This window comes from Bacillus cereus group sp. BfR-BA-01522 (assembly GCF_022662635.1).
Classification (GTDB): Bacteria; Bacillota; Bacilli; order Bacillales; family Bacillaceae_G; genus Bacillus_A; species Bacillus_A cytotoxicus.
This window is the reverse complement of record NZ_JAKUDY010000004.1, coordinates 11,484-32,481: the sequence shown is the minus strand read 5'-3', so window position 1 is coordinate 32,481 and position 20,998 is coordinate 11,484. Positions and strand designations below refer to the sequence as shown.

Genomic DNA, 20,998 nt, shown 5'->3' with positions numbered 1-20,998 from the left:
AATAGAATCAAATGAATAGTGAGTGTGAATTTCATCATGTCCGCTATGGATGTTGAATGAAATGAATTGAACACTGAGTTGAGATCCCTCGCCGAATTTGAGGTGAGGGTTTGTTATGTATTTGAGTAAAATAAAGAGGTGCGAATAGATGAAACAAAGTATGGTGTTTAGTCCTACATTACGAGAAGTACCAGCAGATGCTGAAATTAAAAGTCATCAGTTACTGCTTCGTGCAGGTTTTATGCGTCAAAATGCTTCAGGGATTTATAGTTTTCTGCCATTAGGGTTAAAAGTATTGCATAAAGTAGAACACATTATTCGTGAAGAAATGGAACGTGCAGGAGCAGTGGAATTATTAATGCCTGCATTGCAAGCAGCAGAATTATGGCAAGAATCAGGTCGTTGGTATTCTTACGGTTCTGAACTTATGCGTATGAAAGATCGTAATGATCGTGAATTTGCACTAGGAGCAACGCATGAAGAAGTGATTACAGATCTTGTCCGTGATGAGATTAAGTCGTATAAAAAATTACCTTTAACGTTATATCAAATTCAAACGAAATTCCGTGATGAACAACGCCCACGTTTTGGATTATTACGCGGAAGAGAATTTTTAATGAAAGATGCGTATTCTTTCCATGCAACACAAGAAAGTTTAGATGAAGTGTATGATCGCTTATTCCAAGCGTATTCTAATATTTTTGCTCGCTGTGGTCTGAACTTCCGTGCTGTTATTGCGGATTCTGGTGCTATGGGTGGTAAAGATACTCATGAATTTATGGTATTATCCGATGTAGGAGAGGACACAATCGCGTATTCTGATACATCTGATTATGCAGCCAATATTGAAATGGCTCCTGTTGTTGCTACTTATACAAAGAGCGATGAAGCGGAAAAAGCGCTTGAAAAGGTAGCGACGCCAGATCAAAAAGCAATTGAAGAAGTATCTGCTTTCTTAAACATTGAACCATCTCAGTGTATAAAAACAATGGTATTTAAAGTAGATGAAAAATTTGTTGTTGTACTTGTTCGCGGAGATCATGAAGTAAATGATGTAAAAGTGAAAAATGTATATGGCGCTTCAGTTGTCGAACTTGCTTCGCACGAAGAGGTAAGAAGCCTCTTAAATTGCGAAGTAGGATCTTTAGGACCAATTGGGATAGCAGAGGATGTAGAAGTGATTGCTGACCATGCTGTAGCGGCAATTGTAAATGGTTGTTGCGGTGCAAATGAAGAAGGTTTCCATTATGTAAATGTAAATTCAGAGCGTGACTTTAAAGTAAATCAATACGCAGATTTACGATTTATTCAAGAAGGCGATCAGTCTCCAGATGGAAAAGGTACAATTCGTTTTGCTCGCGGAATTGAAGTTGGTCATGTCTTTAAATTAGGAACGCGCTATAGTGAAGCAATGAATGCAACATTCTTAGACGAAAACGGAAAAACAAAACCACTTATTATGGGTTGTTATGGTATCGGTGTTTCTCGTACAGTAGCGGCGATTGCTGAACAATTTAATGATGAGAATGGGTTAGTATGGCCAAAAGCGGTTGCACCGTTCCATGTACATGTTATTCCAGTTAATATGAAGTCTGATGTACAACGTGAAGTTGCTGAAAATATTTACACTTCATTACAAGAGCAAGGATATGAAGTATTGCTAGATGATCGTACAGAACGTGCAGGCGTGAAATTTGCTGACGCTGATTTATTTGGACTACCAGTTCGTGTAACGGTTGGTAAGAAAGCAGACGAAGGAATTGTAGAAGTAAAAGTGCGTGCGACAAACGAATCCGCAGAAGTAAAAGTGGAGGATCTTCACACGTATATTGCCGATATTTTAAAATAAAGTGAAACTTTAATCAGTGAGGTTTTCTTCATCCCCACTGATTATGAGCCCTCACCAATCGGGCTGTTACTGCCCGATTGGTGAGAGAGAAAAAGGGGTACCTCGTTATGGGGTACCTTCTCTTTCTTTGAAGGGCATTTCAATTTATAATAGCAGATGGAAGGAGGTTGTTTATGTCATTAACGAATGAACAGCAAGAGCGTTTTCATATTTTACTTCAGCAATTACAAATACCAGAAGATCTTGTGAATCAATATTTACAAGGCGGAGGTATTCAAAAGCTAGTTGTTGATAAGGCGAACAAAAGCTGGCATTTTGCTTTACAAGTGCCGCGTATTTTGCCAACAGAACTGTATGAATTGCTTGAAAGACAGCTTAAGCAGTCATTTTCTCATATTGCAAAAACATCATTTGCACTAGAAACTGAGAGCAAACAGTTTACGGAAGAAGAAGTGAAAGCGTACTGGTCGCTATGTACAGAGAGAATTACAATTTCTCCTATGTTTGCATATTTAAAAAAACAACTTCCCCATGTAAATGGTGTGAAGTTGTTACTAGATGTAAAGAATGAATTAGAAGCAACAGCATTAAAGAAAAATGTAGCTAAGTCTGTTGGTGATCAATATGAAGCTTTTGGATTCCCACGATTTCAAGTGGATACTAATGTGAAGAAAAATGATGAAGAAGTTCAAAAGTTTAGAGAACAAACGCAGCAAGAAGATCGACAGCGCGTCATCCAAGCTATGGAAGAAATGGCGAAGAAACAAGCTGAAGAAAGCGAAGTTGTGCATGAAGGTCCAGTTGTACTCGGTTATCTCATTAAACCTGATGAAGAAATTACACCGCTGCGTGAAATTCAAGACGAGGAAAGAAGAAAAACCGTTCAAGGGTATGTTTTCCATGTGGAAACGAAAGAACTTCGTAGCGGACGTACATTATTAACGTTAAAAATCACGGATTACACAGACTCCATTATGATAAAAATGTTCTCGCGTGATAAGGAAGATATTCCAGTATTACAATCGCTGAAAAAAGGAATGTGGATTAAAGCGCGAGGGTCGGTTCAAAATGATACGTTTGTTCGCGATTTAGTGATGATTGCGAATGATATTAACGAAATCACAGGACCTTCTCGTAAAGATAAAGCACCAGAGGGGGAAAAGCGAGTAGAGCTGCATTTGCATACACCAATGAGCCAAATGGATGCCGTGACATCAGTATCTCAGCTTATTGCACAGGCTGGAAAATGGGGACATGAAGCGATTGCGATTACCGATCATGCTGTGGCGCAATCTTTCCCAGAGGCATATTCAGCAGGGAAAAAAGCAGGGATAAAGGTCATTTATGGTGTAGAAGCAAACTTAGTCAATGATGGAGTTCCAATTGCTTATAATGAAGAACACAGATTGCTTGAGGATGAAACATATGTTGTTTTTGACGTTGAAACAACAGGATTGTCTGCGGTATATGATACGGTGATTGAATTAGCGGCAGTAAAGGTAAAAGGCGGAGAAATTATCGACCGGTTTGAATCATTTGCAAATCCGCATCAACCGCTATCAGCGACAATCATCGAGTTAACAGGCATTACAGATGATATGTTGACAGACGCACCAGAAGTAGGAGAAGTATTTAAAAAGTTTCAAGCGTGGATGGGCGATCACACACTTGTTGCTCATAATGCAAGTTTTGATATGGGATTCTTAAATGTAGGGTTTAAAAAATGTGGTTTAGATAAACCAAAGAATCCAGTTATCGATACATTGGAGTTAGCTAGATTCCTATTCCCAGACATGAAGAATCATCGTTTAAATACATTGTGTAAAAAGCTTGATATTGAATTAACGCAGCATCACCGTGCGATTTATGATACGGAAGCAACAGGATATTTACTTGCGAAAATGCTGAAAGAGGTTATTGAAAAAGGATTTGAATATCATGACCAATTAAATGACAGCATGGGACAAGGCGATTCGTATAAACGAGGAAGACCAAGTCACGTTACGTTGCTTGCTACGTCTGATGAAGGACTAAAAAACTTATACAAACTTATTTCCTATTCGCATGTGAATTATTTTTATCGTGTACCGCGAATACCGAGATCGTTATTGAAAAAGCATCGAGAAGGTATATTGGTAGGGACAGCTTGTGATAAAGGTGAAGTATTTGAAGCGATGATGCAAAAAGCACCGGAAGAAGTAGAAGAAATTGCGCAGTTTTATGATTATATTGAAGTAATGCCTCCAGAAGTATTACGACATTTAGTAGAGCTAGAATTAGTTCGAGATGAAGGACAATTGAAAACGATTATTTCTAATTTAGTAAAATTAGGTGAAACGTTAGACAAACCAGTTGTTGCGACTGGTAATGTCCATTATTTGAATCCAGAAGATGCCATTTATCGCAAAATTTTAATCAGTTCACAAGGCGGAGCAAATCCGTTAAATCGTCATTCTTTACCACCGGTATATTTCCGTACAACAGATGAAATGCTAGATTGTTTCTCTTTCTTAGGGGAAGAAAAAGCAAAAGAAATTGTTGTCACAAATACACAAAAAATTGCATCGTTAATCGGTGAGGTTCATCCGGTAAAAGACGATTTGTATACACCGAAAATTGAAGGTGCAGACGATGAGACGCGCGATATGAGTTACAAAATGGCGCGCAGTATTTATGGAGAAGAGCTTCCGGAAATTGTAGAAGCTCGTTTACAAAAAGAATTAAAAAGTATTATTGGGCATGGTTTTGCTGTTATTTATTTAATCTCACACAAATTGGTGAAAAAGTCACTTATAGATGGTTATCTTGTAGGTTCACGTGGCTCGGTTGGATCATCATTTGTTGCGACAATGATGGAAATTACAGAAGTAAATCCATTGCCGCCGCATTATGTATGTCCAAAGTGTAAGCAATCAGAATTCTTTAACGATGGTTCTGTTGGATCTGGTTTTGACTTACCGGACAAAAATTGTCCAAACTGTAATGTTCCATATAAAAAAGACGGACATGATATTCCATTCGAAACGTTCCTTGGTTTTAAAGGAGATAAGGTACCGGATATTGATTTGAATTTTTCCGGAGAATATCAGCCGCGTGCACATAATTACACAAAGGTGCTATTTGGTGAAGATTATGTGTATCGTGCTGGAACAATTGGTACAGTTGCAGAGAAAACAGCTTACGGTTATGTAAAAGGGTATGCGTCGGATCACAATTTAACAATCCGAAATGCGGAAGTGGATCGCCTTGTTGCAGGATGTACAGGTGTAAAACGTACAACTGGACAGCATCCAGGTGGTATTATCGTTGTACCAGATTACATGGATATCTTCGATTTCTCACCAATTCAGTATCCTGCTGACTCTGTTGGGGCAGAATGGAGAACGACACACTTTGACTTCCATTCCATCCATGATAATTTACTGAAACTTGACATACTTGGACACGATGATCCAACTGTTATTCGTATGTTACAAGATTTAAGTGGAATTGATCCAAAGACAATACCAACAGATGACCCCGAAGTAATGAAGATTTTTTCAAGTCCAGAATCTTTAGGGGTAACAGAGGAACAAATTAATTGTAAGACAGGTACACTTGGTATACCGGAGTTTGGAACAAAATTTGTAAGACAGATGTTAGAGGAAACAAAACCAACAACATTTTCCGAGCTTGTCCAAATTTCTGGACTATCGCACGGTACAGACGTATGGCTTGGGAATGCCAACGAGTTGATTTATAACGGTACATGTACATTAAGTGAAGTTATCGGTTGTCGCGATGACATCATGGTGTATTTAATTTATCAAGGACTAGATCCATCATTAGCCTTTAAAATCATGGAATCAGTGCGTAAAGGTAAAGGCGTGCCGGAAGAATGGGAAGAGGAAATGCGTAATAACAATGTACCTGGATGGTATATTGATTCATGTAAGAAGATTAAGTATATGTTCCCTAAGGCACACGCAGCAGCTTACGTATTAATGGCTGTACGCATTGCCTATTTCAAAGTGCATTTTCCGCTCTTATTCTACGCAGCATACTTTACAGTACGAGCTGATGATTTTGATGTAGATGTAATGGCAAAAGGGTCAGCGTCAATTCGCGCAAAAATTGAAGAGATTGCACAAAAAGGATTGGATGCTTCGCCAAAAGAGAAGAGTTTGTTAACTGTATTAGAAATGACATTAGAAATGTGTGAACGTGGTTATTCTTTCCAAAAAGTTGACTTATACCGTTCGCATGCAACAGATTTTATTATCGATGGAGATACATTAATTCCTCCATTTAACGCAGTGTCTGGTCTAGGGACAAACGCAGCAATTAGTATTGTAGAAGCGCGTAAAAATGGCGACTTTTTATCAAAAGAAGATCTGCAGCAAAGAAGTAAGCTCTCTAAAACAATTATTGAGTATTTAGATAGCCAAGGTTGTTTAGGAGATTTACCAGATCAAAACCAATTATCACTGTTCTAATGGGGAGGAAAAGTCTTTACAAGTCAATATTTTCTATGGTACACTATTAACCGAGATAACCATGTCATGTATATTTTTCGAAAAGAAGAGTGGGGAAACCCACTCTTTCGTGTTACTATCTATGTTTTACCTACAATTGTAGGTGGGACATTTCTGTCGTATATACATATTTTGTTACAAGTTTTACTTCTTAAATTTGGTAATACTAAGACAGATATTCCCTGCTAAACGGCAGGGGCTTTTGTTAGCTAACAAGAAAGAATAAGGCAGACCGCTTTATGATAGCGGGGCTTTTCTTTCAAATGGTACATGGCGGCAGGAAGGAGGCTGTTTATGGATAAGAAAGTTACAGAAGTTGTTGAAGCACTTGCGCAGCCGATTGTTGAAGAGTTAAATCTTGAACTTGTAGATGTAGAATATGTGAAAGAAGGGAAAGACTGGTTCCTACGCGTATTCATCGATTCTGAAACCGGAGTCGACATTGAAGAATGCGGTGCGGTAAGTGAACGTTTAAGTGAAGCTTTAGATAAAGAGGATCCAATTCCTCATCTGTACTTTTTGGATGTATCATCGCCAGGAGCGGAACGCCCATTAAAGAAAGAAAAAGACTTCGAACAAGCGGTAGGAAGTCAAGTGGCAATTAAAACATACGAGCCGATTGATGGTGAAAAGATGTTTGAAGGAAAATTGCTTTCTTATGATGGTACAACAATTACACTATTATTAACGATTAAAACACGTAAAAAAGAAATCCAAATTCCAATGGATAAAGTTGCCAATGCGCGACTTGCAGTTACGTTTTAGTTAGAAGGGGGATCCTCATGAGCACTGAGTTGTTAGATGCTTTGCTCGTATTAGAATCAGAAAAAGGTATTAGCAAAGATATTATTATTGATGCGATTGAAGCAGCTTTAATCTCTGCTTATAAGCGCAATTTTAACCAAGCACAAAATGTTCGAGTTAGCTTTAATCCAGAAGTAGGGACAATTCAAGTTTTAGCACGTAAAGATGTTGTTGATAACGTATTTGACCCACGTCTTGAAATTTCTGTGGAAGAAGCAAGACAAATTAATCCAAACTATCAAAATGGTGATGTACTGGAAATTGAAGTAACGCCAAAAGATTTTGGACGCATTGCGGCGCAAACTGCAAAGCAAGTTGTCACACAACGTGTACGCGAAGCAGAGCGCGGCGTTATTTATTCAGAATTTAGCGATCGTGAAGAAGACATTATGGTCGGTATTGTCCAAAGACAAGATGCTCGCTTTATTTATGTAAGCTTAGGAAAAGTGGAAGCACTTTTACCAGTAAGTGAGCAAATGCCAAATGAACAATATAAACCACATGATCGCATCCGTGTATTCATTACAAAAGTCGAAAAAACGACAAAAGGACCACAAATTTACGTATCACGTACACATCCTGGTCTTCTAAAGCGTTTATTTGAAATGGAGGTTCCAGAGATTTATGATGGAACAGTAGAGATTCGTTCTGTTGCACGTGAAGCAGGCGATCGTTCTAAAATCTCTGTATATGCGGAGAATATTGATGTTGACCCAGTTGGTTCTTGCGTAGGACCGAAAGGACAGCGTGTACAACGCATTGTAGATGAACTAAAAGGCGAAAAAATTGACATTGTTCGCTGGTCAAATGATCCAGTAGAATATGTTGCTAATGCATTAAGTCCATCACAGGTCGTATCAGTACTTGTGAATGAAGAAGAAAAAGCAACAACTGTTATCGTTCCAGACCATCAGCTTTCGTTAGCGATTGGTAAGCGTGGACAAAACGCGCGTCTTGCAGCAAAATTAACGGGCTGGAAAATTGATATTAAAAGCGAGTCTGATGCGAAACAACTTGGTATTGTAACAGAAGAAGACAACATGATCGCATTCGATTCAGTTGAAGACGAAATCGAATAGAGGTGATGAGTATGAGCAATCGAAAAGTTCCGTTACGAAAATGCGTTGTAACGCAGGAAATGAAGCCGAAACGAGAGCTCGTTCGCATTGTTCGTTCCAAAGAGGGTGAAGTGTCTATTGATTTAACTGGAAAAAAATCAGGACGCGGCGCATATTTGTCAATGGACAAAGAATGCATTCTTCAAGCACAAAAGAAGAACATTTTGGAACATCATCTAAAAGCGAAAATCGACAGTTCTCTCTATGAAGAACTTCTTGAACTTGTTGAGAAGGAGTCGAAATAAGTGTCCGATTGGAAATCGTTTTTAGGCCTAGCAAATCGTGCCCGAAAAATTATTTCGGGTGAAGAACTTGTTTTAAAAGAAGTACGAAGTGGCAAGGCAAAGCTTGTATTGCTTTCTGAGGATGCGTCTGCGAATACGACAAAGCGCATCACAGATAAAACCACGTACTACAACATACCAATGAGAAAAGTCGAAAATCGACAACAATTAGGGCATGCGATTGGGAGAGACGAACGAGTCGTTGTAGCTGTGTTAGATGAGGGCTTTGCGAAAAAGCTGCGTAGCATGCTCGATACAACTTACCGGGGGTGAAGGTATGAGTAAGATTCGAGTATATGAATATGCAAAGAAGTACAATATTTCAAGTAAAGAGATTATTACAAAACTAAAAGAAATGAATATTGAGGTTTCGAATCATATGACAATGTTAGACGATGAAGTAGTAAACAAACTAGATAATGAGTATAATAATGAAGCGAAAAACCCTTCTGTTGCAGATGAGTTTGAAGTAGAAGAAAAGGTTGTTCGCAGCAAAAAGAACAGCAATAAGAAAAAGAAAAAAGGCAAAGGAAATCAAGATAAACGTCAAGAGAACTTTGCTGGAAAACAGCAAGCGCAAACTGTAGAAACACCAGACAAAATTACTTTCTCTGGAACGCTTACAGTAGGAGAACTTGCGAACAAGCTTGGCAAGGAGCCATCTGAAATTATTAAGAAGCTCTTTATGCTAGGGATTATGGCAACAATTAACCAAGATCTTGATAAAGATACAATCGAGTTAATTGCAAGTGACTACGGTATTGAAGTGGAAGAAGAAGTAGTCATAGATGAAATTGAGTTCGAAACATTTATCGATGAACAAGATGAAGAGGAAGGGGACTTAAAAGAGCGCCCAGCTGTTGTAACAATTATGGGTCACGTTGACCATGGTAAAACAACATTACTTGACTCTATCCGTAATTCAAAAGTAACTGCTGGTGAAGCAGGCGGAATTACGCAACATATTGGTGCATACCAAGTAGAAGTAAATGATAAGAAAATTACATTCTTAGATACTCCAGGTCACGCGGCGTTTACAACGATGCGTGCTCGCGGTGCACAAGTAACGGATATTACAATTCTTGTTGTAGCAGCTGATGATGGTGTGATGCCACAAACAGTTGAAGCGATTAACCACGCAAAAGCTGCAGGAGTACCAATTATTGTAGCGGTGAATAAAATGGATAAACCAGCAGCAAATCCAGATCGCGTTATGCAAGAATTAACGGAGTATGAGTTAGTACCAGAAGCTTGGGGTGGCGATACAATCTTCGTACCAATCTCAGCGATTAAAGGTGAAGGAATTGACAATTTATTAGAAATGATTCTTCTTGTAAGTGAAGTGGAAGAATATAAAGCAAATCCAAATCGCTACGCAACAGGTACTGTAATTGAAGCACAACTTGACAAAGGAAAAGGTGCAATCGCAACATTACTTGTACAAAATGGTACACTTCGCGTTGGTGATCCAATCGTTGTTGGTACAACATATGGTCGTGTTCGTGCGATGGTAAATGATATTGGCCGTCGTGTAAAAGTTGCTGGACCATCTACTCCTGTTGAAATTACAGGTTTAAATGAAGTTCCACAAGCAGGAGATCGTTTTATGGCATTTGCTGACGAGAAAAAAGCACGCCAAATTGGTGAATCACGTGCACAACAGGCATTGCTTGCACAACGTGGTGAAAAATCTAAATTAAGCCTGGAAGATTTATTCCAACAAATTCAAGAGGGCGATGTAAAAGAAATTAACTTAATCGTTAAAGCTGATGTACAAGGTTCTGTAGAAGCAATGGCTGCATCACTTCGCAAAATTGATGTAGAAGGCGTTAAAGTGAAAATTATTCATACAGGCGTAGGTGCGATTACAGAATCTGATATTATTTTAGCTTCTGCATCTAATGCAATTGTAATTGGATTTAACGTACGTCCAGATGTAAATGCGAAGCGTACAGCTGAATCTGAAAATGTTGACATTCGCTTGCATCGTATTATCTATAAAGCAATCGAAGAAATTGAAGCAGCAATGCGCGGTATGCTTGATCCAGAATTTGAAGAAAAAGTAATCGGTCAAGCTGAAGTTCGTCAAACGTTTAAAGTAACAAAAGTTGGAACGATCGCTGGATGCTATGTAACAGACGGTAAAATTACACGTGATAGTGGCGTTCGTATTATTCGTGACGGTGTTGTCATTTATGAAGGACAGCTTGATACATTAAAACGTTTTAAAGATGATGTAAAAGAAGTTGCACAAAACTATGAGTGCGGTATTACAATTGAGAAGTACAATGATATTAAAGAAGGAGACATCATTGAAGCATTCATTATGGAAGAAGTGAAGCGATGATTATCGCTTCGCTCTCATTCGAATGCATCATATACGATGTGCATTCTTTAAAAGAGAAACGAGCAATTTTACAACGTGTGCTAACCCGTGTGAAACAGCGACATAATGTCGCTGTTTCTGAAGTGGGGCACCAAGATGTATGGCAACGTGCGGAAATTGCAATTGTTTCTGTATCCTCAAATCGCGTTGTCTGCGAGAAAGAAATGAATCGTGTACTAGAGTATATTGACTCATTTCCGGAGATAGAACGGACGATAACGCACTTGGAATGGTATTGAATGAGGTGAATAGTTATGAAACTACGTGCAAACCGTGTGGGAGAACAAATGAAAAAAGAATTAGGCGATATTATTAGTCGCAAAATTAAAGACCCACGCGTCGGATTTGTAACAGTAACAGATGTAAAAGTAAGTGGAGATTTACAAATTGCCACAGTATATATTTCTGTTTTAGGAGATGAAGAACAGAAAGAAAATACATTAAAAGGCTTAGCGAAAGCGAAAGGCTTTATTCGTTCAGAAATTGGCCAACGTATTCGTCTTCGTAAAACACCGGAAATCTCTTTTGAATTTGATGAATCTATCGGATATGGTCATCGAATTGATACACTTTTACATGAAATTAATAAAGAAGGTAAACGTGAAGAATAATGGATAGACATTTGTCTATCCATTTTTTCAATAGAAAGTTTGTTTTACATACTCGTGTAAGTAGACAAGCATAGTAAAAAATATCTACTTAATTTTCGCAAGAAGATAAGAATGAGGTGAACATATGGAAGGTGTAGTATTATTACATAAACCAAAAGGAATGACTTCACATGATTGTGTATTTAAGTTACGAAAAATATTACGTGAAAAGCGAATTGGTCACACAGGTACATTAGATCCAGATGTAACAGGAGTGTTACCGATTTGTGTGGGACGTGCTACAAAGATTGCACAATTTTTGACGAGTGAAACAAAAACTTATGAGGGTGAAGTTACATTAGGATTTTCAACTACCACTGAAGATGCTTCTGGTGAAGTAGTTGAAAAACAAGATGTAAATCGCACCATTACACGCAAGGAAATTGAAGCGGTACTAGCAGAATTGACAGGTACGCTTGAACAAGTGCCACCTATGTATTCGGCTGTAAAGGTGAATGGGAAAAAATTATATGAGTATGCGAGAGCGGGGCAAGAAGTGAAGCGCCCAGTTCGCATCATTACAATTCATGAGTTTACACTACTGGACGACCGTGAAACATTTGAAGGTGCAAATATTTCATTCCGCTTCCGTGTTACATGTAGCAAAGGAACGTATGTGAGAACATTAGCAGTTATGATCGGGGAAAAATTAGGATTCCCGGCACATATGTCTGATCTTGTTAGAACAGCTTCAGGAGAATTTCAGCTACATGACTGCGTATCATTTGAAGAAATTGAGGAAAACATGCAAAATGGAACAGTAGAGTCTGTTTTTATTTCAATTGATGAAGCGTTAAGCAAGTTTCCAAAAATAGTGGTAGACGAAAAACAAGCAGAAAAAATAAAAAACGGTATGTTTTTAAAAAATGAAATACAAGCGGAAACTCCATTTATTACAGTATTTGATCGTAATAATCATTGTTTAGCGATTTATGAACATCACCCAAAACGTCCAGGCATGTTAAAGCCAATGAAAGTACTTGTGAATAATCAAGAATTAAAGCTATAATGAAGTATTAGAAGGATTATTACAGAAAAAGGTGAACGCAAGCGTGAAACTCATTCATTTAACTCATCGCCATGATTTAAATAAACTAGAATTACCACCTACTGTAATGGCATTAGGATATTTTGATGGCATTCATTTAGGACATCAACGTGTAATTCAAACGGCAAAAAAAATAGCGGATGAAAAAGGATGGAAAAGTGCGGTCATGACATTTCATCCACACCCATCTGTTGTATTAGGGAAAAAAGAAGCACATGTGGCATATATTACACCGCCAAGTTTGAAAGAAAAGGTAATTGCAGATTTAGGTATTGACCTACTATATGTGGTGAAATTCGATGAAGCATTCGCTGGATTATTACCACAGCAGTTTGTTGATGAATATGTTATTGGGCTAAATGTTAAGCATGTAGTAGCAGGATTTGATTATTCATATGGACGCTTGGGGAAAGGTACGATGGAGACTTTGCCATTTCATGCGAGAGGGGAGTTTACACAAACCGTGATTGAAAAAGTTGAATTTCAAGAAGAAAAAGTAAGTTCTACAGCGTTACGAAAATTAATTCGTAATGGAGAAATGGAACAAATTCCATCTATTTTAGGTAGACTTTATACAGTGGAAGGAAAAGTGGTTCACGGTGATAAACGTGGGCGTCAAATTGGTTTTCCAACTGCCAATGTTGCTTTAAATGGTGATTATTTATTGCCGCCTGTTGGAGTATATGCAGTGCGATTAAAGGTTCATGATAAGTGGCATGATGGTGTATGTAACATTGGATATAAACCGACTTTTAAAGAAAATGAGCGCCAGCTATCTATTGAAGTACATGTATTCCAATTTAATGAAGATATTTATGATCAGACTGTTACTGTTGAATGGCATATGCGTATTCGGGAAGAAAAGAAATTTAATGGTATCGATGAATTAGTTGCACAAATTGCTGAAGATAAAAATACAGCGCAAGAATATTTTAAGACGAAAAAGAATGTGCTTGCTTTTTCCAATGAAAAGTAGTATTCTATGTTATGTACTTTATGACAACCATTGCTTGGCATAGCGACTCACCGACGCATGCTAGGGAATTGGGGGTTTACTTATTTAGGAGGTGAAATAGGATGGCTTTAACACAAGAGCGTAAAAATGAAATCATTGCACAATTTAGAACTCATGAGACTGATACTGGTTCTCCAGAGGTTCAAATTGCTGTCCTAACAGAGCAAATTAACACTCTAAACGAGCACTTACGTACTCACAAGAAAGATCATCATTCACGCCGTGGTCTATTAAAGATGGTTGGTAAACGTCGTAACTTACTTACTTACCTTCGTAATAGCGATATCACACGTTACCGTGAATTAATCACAAAGCTTGGCTTACGTCGATAGTCAAAAAAGCGGGAATCTTCCCGCTTTTTTGTTAGGTAAAAAATATATCTTCTACTCTTTATAGCTTACTTAATTTTCGGTAATACTAAAGGGAGAATATTTTGATATATAATCCATTTACATAGAAGAAGTGAATATTTTAAATTGAGAGGGGTACTTAAATGAGTCAAGAAAAGCAAGTCTTCTCGATAGATTTAGCTGGTCGCCAGCTAACAATTGAAACAGGTCAGCTTGCAAAACAAGCGAATGGAGCAGTATTAGTAAGGTATGGCGATACAGCAGTTCTATCTACAGCAACTGCATCAAAAGAGGCAAAGGATGTAGATTTCTTCCCGCTTACAGTAAACTATGAAGAGCGTTTATATGCTGTCGGAAAAATCCCAGGTGGTTTTATTAAGCGTGAAGGACGTCCAAGTGAAAAAGCAATTTTAGCAAGTCGTTTAATTGACCGACCAATTCGTCCGCTTTTCGCAGATGGTTTCCGTAATGAAGTGCAAGTTGTCAGCATTGTAATGAGTGTTGATCAAGATTGTTCTTCTGAGATGGCAGCTATGCTTGGTTCTTCATTGGCATTATCTATTTCAGATATTCCATTTGAAGGTCCAATTGCGGGGGCAACAGTAGGTCGTATTGACGGTGAATTTATTATTAACCCAACGGTAGAACAACAAGAGAAAAGTGATATTCACCTTGTTGTAGCGGGTACTAAAGACGCGATTAACATGGTAGAAGCAGGAGCTGATCAAGTACCTGAAGAAACAATGTTAGAAGCAATTATGTTCGGTCATGAAGAGATTAAACGTTTAATTGCTTTCCAAGAAGAAATTGTACAAGCTGTCGGAAAAGAAAAAATGGAAGTAAAACTGTATGAAGTGGATGCTGAACTGGAAAAAGCTGTACGTGAAATGGCAGAGAAAGATATGCATACTGCAATTCAAGTACATGAAAAGCATGCGCGTGAAGATGCAATTAACGAAGTAAAACAACGGGTCATTGCTCATTATGAAGAGCAAGAAGTTGAGGCGGAAGTATTAGGACAAGTAAGTGAGATTTTATACAAAATTGTCAAAGAAGAAGTACGTCGTCTTATTACCGTTGAAAAAATTCGCCCAGATGGACGTAAGAGTGATGAAATTCGTCCTTTAGCGTCAGAGGTTGGCATTTTACCTCGTACGCACGGTTCTGGTCTATTTACACGTGGACAAACACAAGCATTAAGTATTTGTACGTTAGGTGCATTAGGAGATGTGCAAATTTTAGATGGTCTTGGTGTAGAAGAATCGAAACGTTTTATGCATCATTACAATTTCCCTTCTTTCAGTGTTGGTGAAACAAGACCGATGCGTGGGCCAGGTCGCCGTGAAATCGGTCATGGAGCATTAGGAGAACGTGCTCTTGAACCTGTAATTCCATCTGAAAAAGATTTCCCATACACAGTGCGTCTTGTATCTGAAGTTTTGGAATCCAATGGTTCTACTTCACAAGCAAGTATTTGCGGTAGTACGTTAGCAATGATGGATGCGGGTGTACCACTTAAAGCGCCAGTTGCTGGTATCGCAATGGGACTTGTGAAATCTGGTGAACATTATACAATTTTAACGGATATTCAAGGCATGGAAGACCATTTAGGTGATATGGACTTTAAAGTAGCAGGTACAGCAAAAGGTGTAACTGCTCTACAAATGGACATTAAAATCGATGGCCTTTCTCGTGAAATCTTAGAAGAAGCATTACAACAGGCTAAGGTTGGACGCATGCACATTCTAGATCATATGTTATCTGTTATCGCTGAACCTCGTAAAGAGCTATCTGAATATGCTCCGAAAATTATTACGATGACAATCAATCCGGATAAAATCCGTGATGTTATTGGACCAAGCGGTAAACAAATTAACAAAATTATTGAAGAAACAGGCGTGAAGATTGATATTGAACAAGACGGTACAGTCTTTATTTCTTCAATTGATCAACAAATGAATGAGAAAGCGAAGAAAATCATCGAAGATATCGTTCGCGAAGTACAAGTAGGAGAAATCTACTTAGGAAAAGTAAAACGGATTGAAAAATTCGGTGCATTCGTAGAATTATTCAGCGGTAAAGATGGTCTTGTTCATATTTCTGAACTGGCTCTTGAGCGTGTAGGTAAAGTGGAAGACGTTGTAAAAATCGGTGATGAAATTTCAGTGAAAGTAATCGAGATTGATAAACAAGGTCGTGTAAACTTATCTAGAAAAGTATTGCTAAAAGAAGAGCAAGAAAAAGAGGTAGCAAAAGAAGAAGCGACACAAGAATAAAAATGAGGAAAAAAGCCAGATTTCTGGCTTTTTTTGTTATATAAAAAGATATACATAATATAGATTTTTATATGTAGCAAGGTATAGTTTTTATAATAACGCTCAAATTAACAAAGATAAGAAGAGAATATATGGCTCTTTTTGCATAGTTAATGGGAGGGTTTATATGAAAACTCGTATAGTTATATATTTAGCGACATTCTTATTTTGCATTGGACTATTTTCACACTCAGTGTTTGCCAATGATGAGTTGTATGCCGAAATTCAAAAGCAAGCCAAACAACATTTTATTGCTCCGCAAAATGCAGTGATTGATAAGGTTTGGAAAGCGACACCAGGATATAATGGCAAAGAAGTTGATGTAGAAGCATCCTATAAGAATATGAAGAAATCGCAAAAGTTTAATGAAAAACAACTCGTATTTCGAGAAATCTCACCTACTATTCATTTAGAAGACTTAGCTCCTGCTCCTATTTATCGCGGTCATCCACAGAAAAAAATGATTGGATTAACGATAAATGTAGCTTGGGGAAATGAATATGTACCGCGCATATTAGAAACGTTGAAAAAGCACAATGTGAAGGCAACTTTCTTTTTGGAAGGACGCTGGGTGAAAGAGAATGTAAGGTTTGCGAAAATGATTGTAGATGAAAAGCAAGAGATAGGAAATCATTCGTATACGCATCCAGATATGAAAACGTTGTCCGCACATCAAATAAAAGAACAATTACAAAAAACAAATCAAATTATTGAGGCAACGACCAACCAAAAAATTCGATGGTTTGCACCCCCAAGCGGAAGTTTCCGCGATGAAGTTGTAAAGGTGGCTGATGATTTAAAGATGGGAACGATTATGTGGACAGTTGATACGATTGATTGGCAACGACCCGAGCCAGATGTACTTTTGCAAAGAGTGATGCGAAAAATACATCCAGGTGCTATCGTGTTAATGCATCCTACATCTTCGACAGCAGAAGCACTTGATTCGATGATTAGCCAAATGAAAAACAAGGGATATAAGATTGGAAATATTTCAGAATTAATGGATGAAAAACGGATTGATTAAATACATTTGCATGACATTCATGTGCAAACTTGTTATCATTAAATAATAGCGATTATTTAGAGAAACTGGCATTAGGAGGAAGTTTTTTTGATTAAAAAATATACTTGTAAGAATGGTGTAAGAATTGTTATGGAGAATATACCTACTGTGCGTTCAGTTGCAATTGGGATATGGATCCATGCAGGTTCTAGAAATGAAAATGCGAAAAATAATGGGATTTCACACTTTTTGGAGCACATGTTCTTTAAAGGTACAAAGACACGTAGTGCGAAAGAGATTGCGGAATCATTTGACAGTATCGGCGGTCAAGTAAATGCATTTACATCCAAAGAATACACATGCTATTATGCAAAAGTGCTTGATGAGCACGCAAAATATGCGCTTGATGTGTTAGCGGATATGTTTTTTAACTCAACATTTGATGAGGCTGAATTGAAAAAAGAGAAGAAGGTTGTATTTGAAGAAATTAAAATGTACGAAGATACACCAGATGATATTGTACATGACATATTAACGAAAGCAACATACGAAACGCATCCACTTGGATATCCAATTTTGGGAACGGAAGAAACGCTTGAAACATTTACAGGAGACACGTTGCGACAATACATTAAAGATCATTACACACCTGAAAATGTTGTTGTATCAATTGCTGGAAATATTGATGAAACGTTTGTACAAACGGTAGAACAATACTTTGGTAATTATGAGGGAACAACAAATCGTGAGCAAGTACATAGCCCAATTTTCCATTTCAATAAAGTCGCTCGCAAGAAAGAAACAGAACAAGCGCATTTATGTTTAGGATTTAAAGGATTACAAATGGGGCATGACGATATTTATAACTTGATTGTGCTCAATAATATTTTAGGTGGTAGCATGAGCAGTCGCTTATTCCAAGAAGTACGGGAACAACGCGGTCTAGCATACTCTGTATTCTCATATCATTCTTCTTACGAAGATACGGGAATGCTAACTATTTATGGTGGTACAGGAAGTCAACAATTAGATACATTGTATGACACAATACAAGAAACATTAGACACATTGAAAAATACAGGTATTACAGAAAAAGAACTTGTGAATAGTAAAGAGCAGCTAAAAGGGAATTTAATGTTAAGTTTAGAGAGTACGAATAGTCGTATGAGTCGCAATGGTAAAAATGAATTGCTTCTAAGAAAACATCGCTCTCTTGATGAAATTATCGAAAGCATTAACAACGTGACAAAACCAAATGTTGATGCATTGATTCGTGATATATTTACAAATGAATTTTCAGCAGCACTAATTAGTCCAAATGGTGAGTTACCAAAAAGTATGAAATAAGCAAAAAAAACTGTATCTCGTGAATGCGAGATACAGTTTTTTTGTTTTCGGCAATCAAATTTCTGTTATTTTTTGTACATATATAGAATAGGGTACTTATTATAGAACGTTATCTTGCCAAAAATGAAGGAGGAGAAAATGGTGCGGTTAAGTGAATTAAGCGGAAAAGAAATTGTCGACTTAGAACGAGCGGAGAAGATGGGAGTATTAGGGCATGCGGATTTAGAAATTAATGAGAAAGATGGAAAGATTCAAGCTCTCATTATTCCTGTTGGAAAGTGGGGCGGTTTTAAAAGGGAGCAACAGGAAGTTAGAGTAGAATGGAGCAGAATTAAGAAGGTAGGCCACGATATGATTATATTTGATTTAGCAAATCATCCGAAATCAAAGTAAAAGATAGCCAATTTGGTTATCTTTTTTTATTTCTTCACAATTTAGTAGAAAGATGATGGAAGTTTAGCGATAAAGTAAAATTTTAAACAGTGGGGGCTTCACCCAACTGATTACGAACCCTCACCAATCGGGCTGTTATTGTCTTAAACCAGCGGGATAAAAGTAAGGGATTGCAGATGCACTGTAGAGACTATTCATGCACGCTTTCTGTTTTTCAATCACCTCTAACTCGTACGGTACATATGATGTGGAGAAAAAAGAAAAAATAGGCGTTTTTCTTATAAATGAAAGAAAAAGAAGGTGAATTAGAGAATGTTGACTGAGATGCACATTGCTGTCATAGGAGGAGATGCAAGACAGCTAGAGGTAATTCGCAAGTTGGTCGAACTTGATGCGAAACTTTCATTGATAGGATTTGATCAATTAGATCATGGCTTCACTGGGGCAGCAAAAGAGACTATGCAAGATCTAGATTTCACTTCTTTAGATGCGATTATTTTACCGGTAGCAGGAACCAATGCAAAAGGAGAAGTTGATACGATCTTTTCTAATGAAAAAGTTTCAATCACTAAGGAACAAGTTGAAAAAACACCAGAAAACTTTACTATATATTCAGGAATTGGTACGCCGTACTTGGAAAATCTTGTAGCTACTACCAATCGAAAGCTTGTAAAATTATTTGATCGTGATGATGTGGCTATTTATAATTCTATTCCAACCGTAGAAGGTACCTTAATGATGGTTATTCAGCATACAGATTATACGATTCACGGATCGAATGTTATGGTTTTAGGATTTGGTCGAACGGGAATGAGTGTCGCAAGAGCGTTTCAATCATTAGGAGCACATGTCAAAGTTGGCGCAAGACGTTCAGAACATATCGCTCGTATTACAGAAATGCAGTTTTCTCCTTTTTATATGCAAGATATTGGCAAGGAAGTAAAGAATGTTGACATTGTCATTAATACAGTTCCGCATCTTGTTGTAACAGCTAATGTGATTTCCCGTATGCCAGCACATACATTAATTATTGATTTAGCGTCTAAGCCAGGCGGAACGGATTTTCGTTATGCAGAGAAACGAGGTGTGAAGGCATTATTAGCACCAGGTCTTCCGGGAATTGTTGCTCCCAAAACAGCTGGGCAAATTTTGGCGAATGTTCTTTCTCAGTTATTAAAAGCAGATATGATAGCCAGAGAGGAGAATGAAAAATGAACTTGAAAGGAAAACGAATTGGCTTTGGATTTACAGGCTCCCATTGTACGTATGAAGAAGTGATGCCACATTTAGAAAAGTTAGTTGCAGAAGGAGCCGAAGTAAGACCGGTTGTTTCTTATACTGTGCAATCAACTAATACTAGATTTGGTGAAGGAGCAGAGTGGATTGATAAAATTGAAGAAATAACAGGACATAAAGTAATCAATACAATTGTTGGAGCGGAACCACTTGGTCCGAAGATTCCACTAGACTGTATGGTAATCGCTCCTTTAACAGGAAACTCAATGAGTAAATTTGCAAATGCGATGACAGATTCACCAGTCTTAATGGCAGCGAAAGCTACTCTTAGAAATGGAAAGCCTGTTGTATTAGCTGTATCTACAAATGATGCTCTTGGATTAAATGGTGTCAACCTTATGCGCCTAATGGCAACAAAAAACATATACTTCGTACCATTTGGGCAAGATGCGCCGGAGAAAAAACCAAACTCAATGGTAGCTCGGATGGAATTGCTTGAAAATACAGTACTAGAAGCGTTAGAAGGGAAACAATTGCAGCCAGTTGTTGTAGAAAAATTCAGATATATGAATTAAAAGACGAAAAAAAACAGACAATTTTTTCGGAAACCATCATTCTTATTGCAGAATATGATAAAATTAACGTTATTAAGATTAGAAGGAGATTCTGCTCCTTCTAATTCT

Annotated in this window: 18 protein-coding genes; all 18 read left to right on the top strand. The window is 37.7% G+C overall.

What is annotated here, in order from left to right; all coding sequences use genetic code 11:
• Window positions 1–148 precede the first annotated feature (148 nt).
• The 18 genes from MR059_RS07190 to MR059_RS07105 all read left to right on the top strand — a co-directional run bounded on the left by MR059_RS07190 (window position 149) and on the right by MR059_RS07105 (window position 20,890).
• The gene (locus tag MR059_RS07190; protein ID WP_048722023.1) at window positions 149–1,849 is read left to right on the top strand and encodes a proline--tRNA ligase; all 1,701 of its coding nucleotides are present in this window, start codon (window positions 149–151) and stop codon (window positions 1,847–1,849) included.
• A gap of 173 nt (window positions 1,850–2,022) precedes the next feature.
• The gene (locus MR059_RS07185) at window positions 2,023–6,324 is read left to right on the top strand and encodes a PolC-type DNA polymerase III (protein WP_242161689.1); all 4,302 of its coding nucleotides are present in this window, start codon (window positions 2,023–2,025) and stop codon (window positions 6,322–6,324) included.
• Window positions 6,325–6,657: 333 nt separating this feature from the next.
• On the top strand, window positions 6,658–7,128 hold the full coding sequence (gene rimP / locus MR059_RS07180) for a ribosome maturation factor RimP (RefSeq protein WP_012094909.1): 471 nt from the start codon (window positions 6,658–6,660) through the stop codon (window positions 7,126–7,128).
• A 17-nt stretch (window positions 7,129–7,145) separates the two neighbouring features.
• Window positions 7,146–8,246 carry a transcription termination factor NusA gene (gene nusA, locus MR059_RS07175; RefSeq protein ID WP_012094908.1) on the top strand — a complete coding sequence of 367 codons (1,101 nt, stop codon included), beginning with the start codon at window positions 7,146–7,148 and terminating at the stop codon, window positions 8,244–8,246.
• Window positions 8,247–8,257: 11 nt separating this feature from the next.
• Entirely contained in the window at window positions 8,258–8,530 is a 273-nt protein-coding gene (rnpM, locus tag MR059_RS07170) for an RNase P modulator RnpM (protein WP_041809905.1), read from the top strand.
• Window positions 8,531–8,842 carry a YlxQ family RNA-binding protein gene (locus MR059_RS07165; protein WP_017151266.1) on the top strand — a complete coding sequence of 104 codons (312 nt, stop codon included), beginning with the start codon at window positions 8,531–8,533 and terminating at the stop codon, window positions 8,840–8,842.
• Between the two features lie 4 nt (window positions 8,843–8,846).
• Window positions 8,847–10,916 carry a translation initiation factor IF-2 gene (gene infB, locus MR059_RS07160; protein WP_087095232.1) on the top strand — a complete coding sequence of 690 codons (2,070 nt, stop codon included), beginning with the start codon at window positions 8,847–8,849 and terminating at the stop codon, window positions 10,914–10,916.
• A complete protein-coding gene (locus MR059_RS07155; RefSeq protein ID WP_012094904.1) occupies window positions 10,913–11,194 on the top strand; it encodes a DUF503 domain-containing protein in 282 nt (93 codons plus the stop codon). Before infB ends, MR059_RS07155 begins: the two co-directional genes overlap by 4 nt.
• A gap of 15 nt (window positions 11,195–11,209) precedes the next feature.
• A complete protein-coding gene (gene rbfA, locus MR059_RS07150; protein WP_012094903.1) occupies window positions 11,210–11,566 on the top strand; it encodes a 30S ribosome-binding factor RbfA in 357 nt (118 codons plus the stop codon).
• Window positions 11,567–11,690: 124 nt separating this feature from the next.
• Window positions 11,691–12,614 carry a tRNA pseudouridine(55) synthase TruB gene (gene truB, locus MR059_RS07145; RefSeq protein WP_048722032.1) on the top strand — a complete coding sequence of 308 codons (924 nt, stop codon included), beginning with the start codon at window positions 11,691–11,693 and terminating at the stop codon, window positions 12,612–12,614.
• Between the two features lie 43 nt (window positions 12,615–12,657).
• The gene (gene ribF / locus MR059_RS07140) at window positions 12,658–13,629 is read left to right on the top strand and encodes a bifunctional riboflavin kinase/FAD synthetase (protein WP_012094901.1); all 972 of its coding nucleotides are present in this window, start codon (window positions 12,658–12,660) and stop codon (window positions 13,627–13,629) included.
• A 101-nt stretch (window positions 13,630–13,730) separates the two neighbouring features.
• The gene (gene rpsO / locus MR059_RS07135) at window positions 13,731–14,000 is read left to right on the top strand and encodes a 30S ribosomal protein S15 (protein WP_001229392.1); all 270 of its coding nucleotides are present in this window, start codon (window positions 13,731–13,733) and stop codon (window positions 13,998–14,000) included.
• Between the two features lie 161 nt (window positions 14,001–14,161).
• Entirely contained in the window at window positions 14,162–16,294 is a 2,133-nt protein-coding gene (gene pnp / locus MR059_RS07130; RefSeq protein ID WP_012094900.1) for a polyribonucleotide nucleotidyltransferase, read from the top strand.
• A 166-nt stretch (window positions 16,295–16,460) separates the two neighbouring features.
• The gene (locus MR059_RS07125; protein WP_012094899.1) at window positions 16,461–17,360 is read left to right on the top strand and encodes a polysaccharide deacetylase family protein; all 900 of its coding nucleotides are present in this window, start codon (window positions 16,461–16,463) and stop codon (window positions 17,358–17,360) included.
• A gap of 87 nt (window positions 17,361–17,447) precedes the next feature.
• The gene (locus tag MR059_RS07120) at window positions 17,448–18,686 is read left to right on the top strand and encodes a M16 family metallopeptidase (protein ID WP_048722041.1); all 1,239 of its coding nucleotides are present in this window, start codon (window positions 17,448–17,450) and stop codon (window positions 18,684–18,686) included.
• Between the two features lie 141 nt (window positions 18,687–18,827).
• The gene (locus MR059_RS07115) at window positions 18,828–19,079 is read left to right on the top strand and encodes a YlmC/YmxH family sporulation protein (RefSeq protein ID WP_041810486.1); all 252 of its coding nucleotides are present in this window, start codon (window positions 18,828–18,830) and stop codon (window positions 19,077–19,079) included.
• Window positions 19,080–19,391: 312 nt separating this feature from the next.
• On the top strand, window positions 19,392–20,294 hold the full coding sequence (gene dpaA / locus MR059_RS07110) for a dipicolinic acid synthetase subunit A (RefSeq protein WP_048722043.1): 903 nt from the start codon (window positions 19,392–19,394) through the stop codon (window positions 20,292–20,294).
• A complete protein-coding gene (locus MR059_RS07105; protein WP_012094895.1) occupies window positions 20,291–20,890 on the top strand; it encodes a dipicolinate synthase subunit B in 600 nt (199 codons plus the stop codon). Before dpaA ends, MR059_RS07105 begins: the two co-directional genes overlap by 4 nt.
• The last annotated feature ends 108 nt before the right edge of the window (window positions 20,891–20,998 follow it).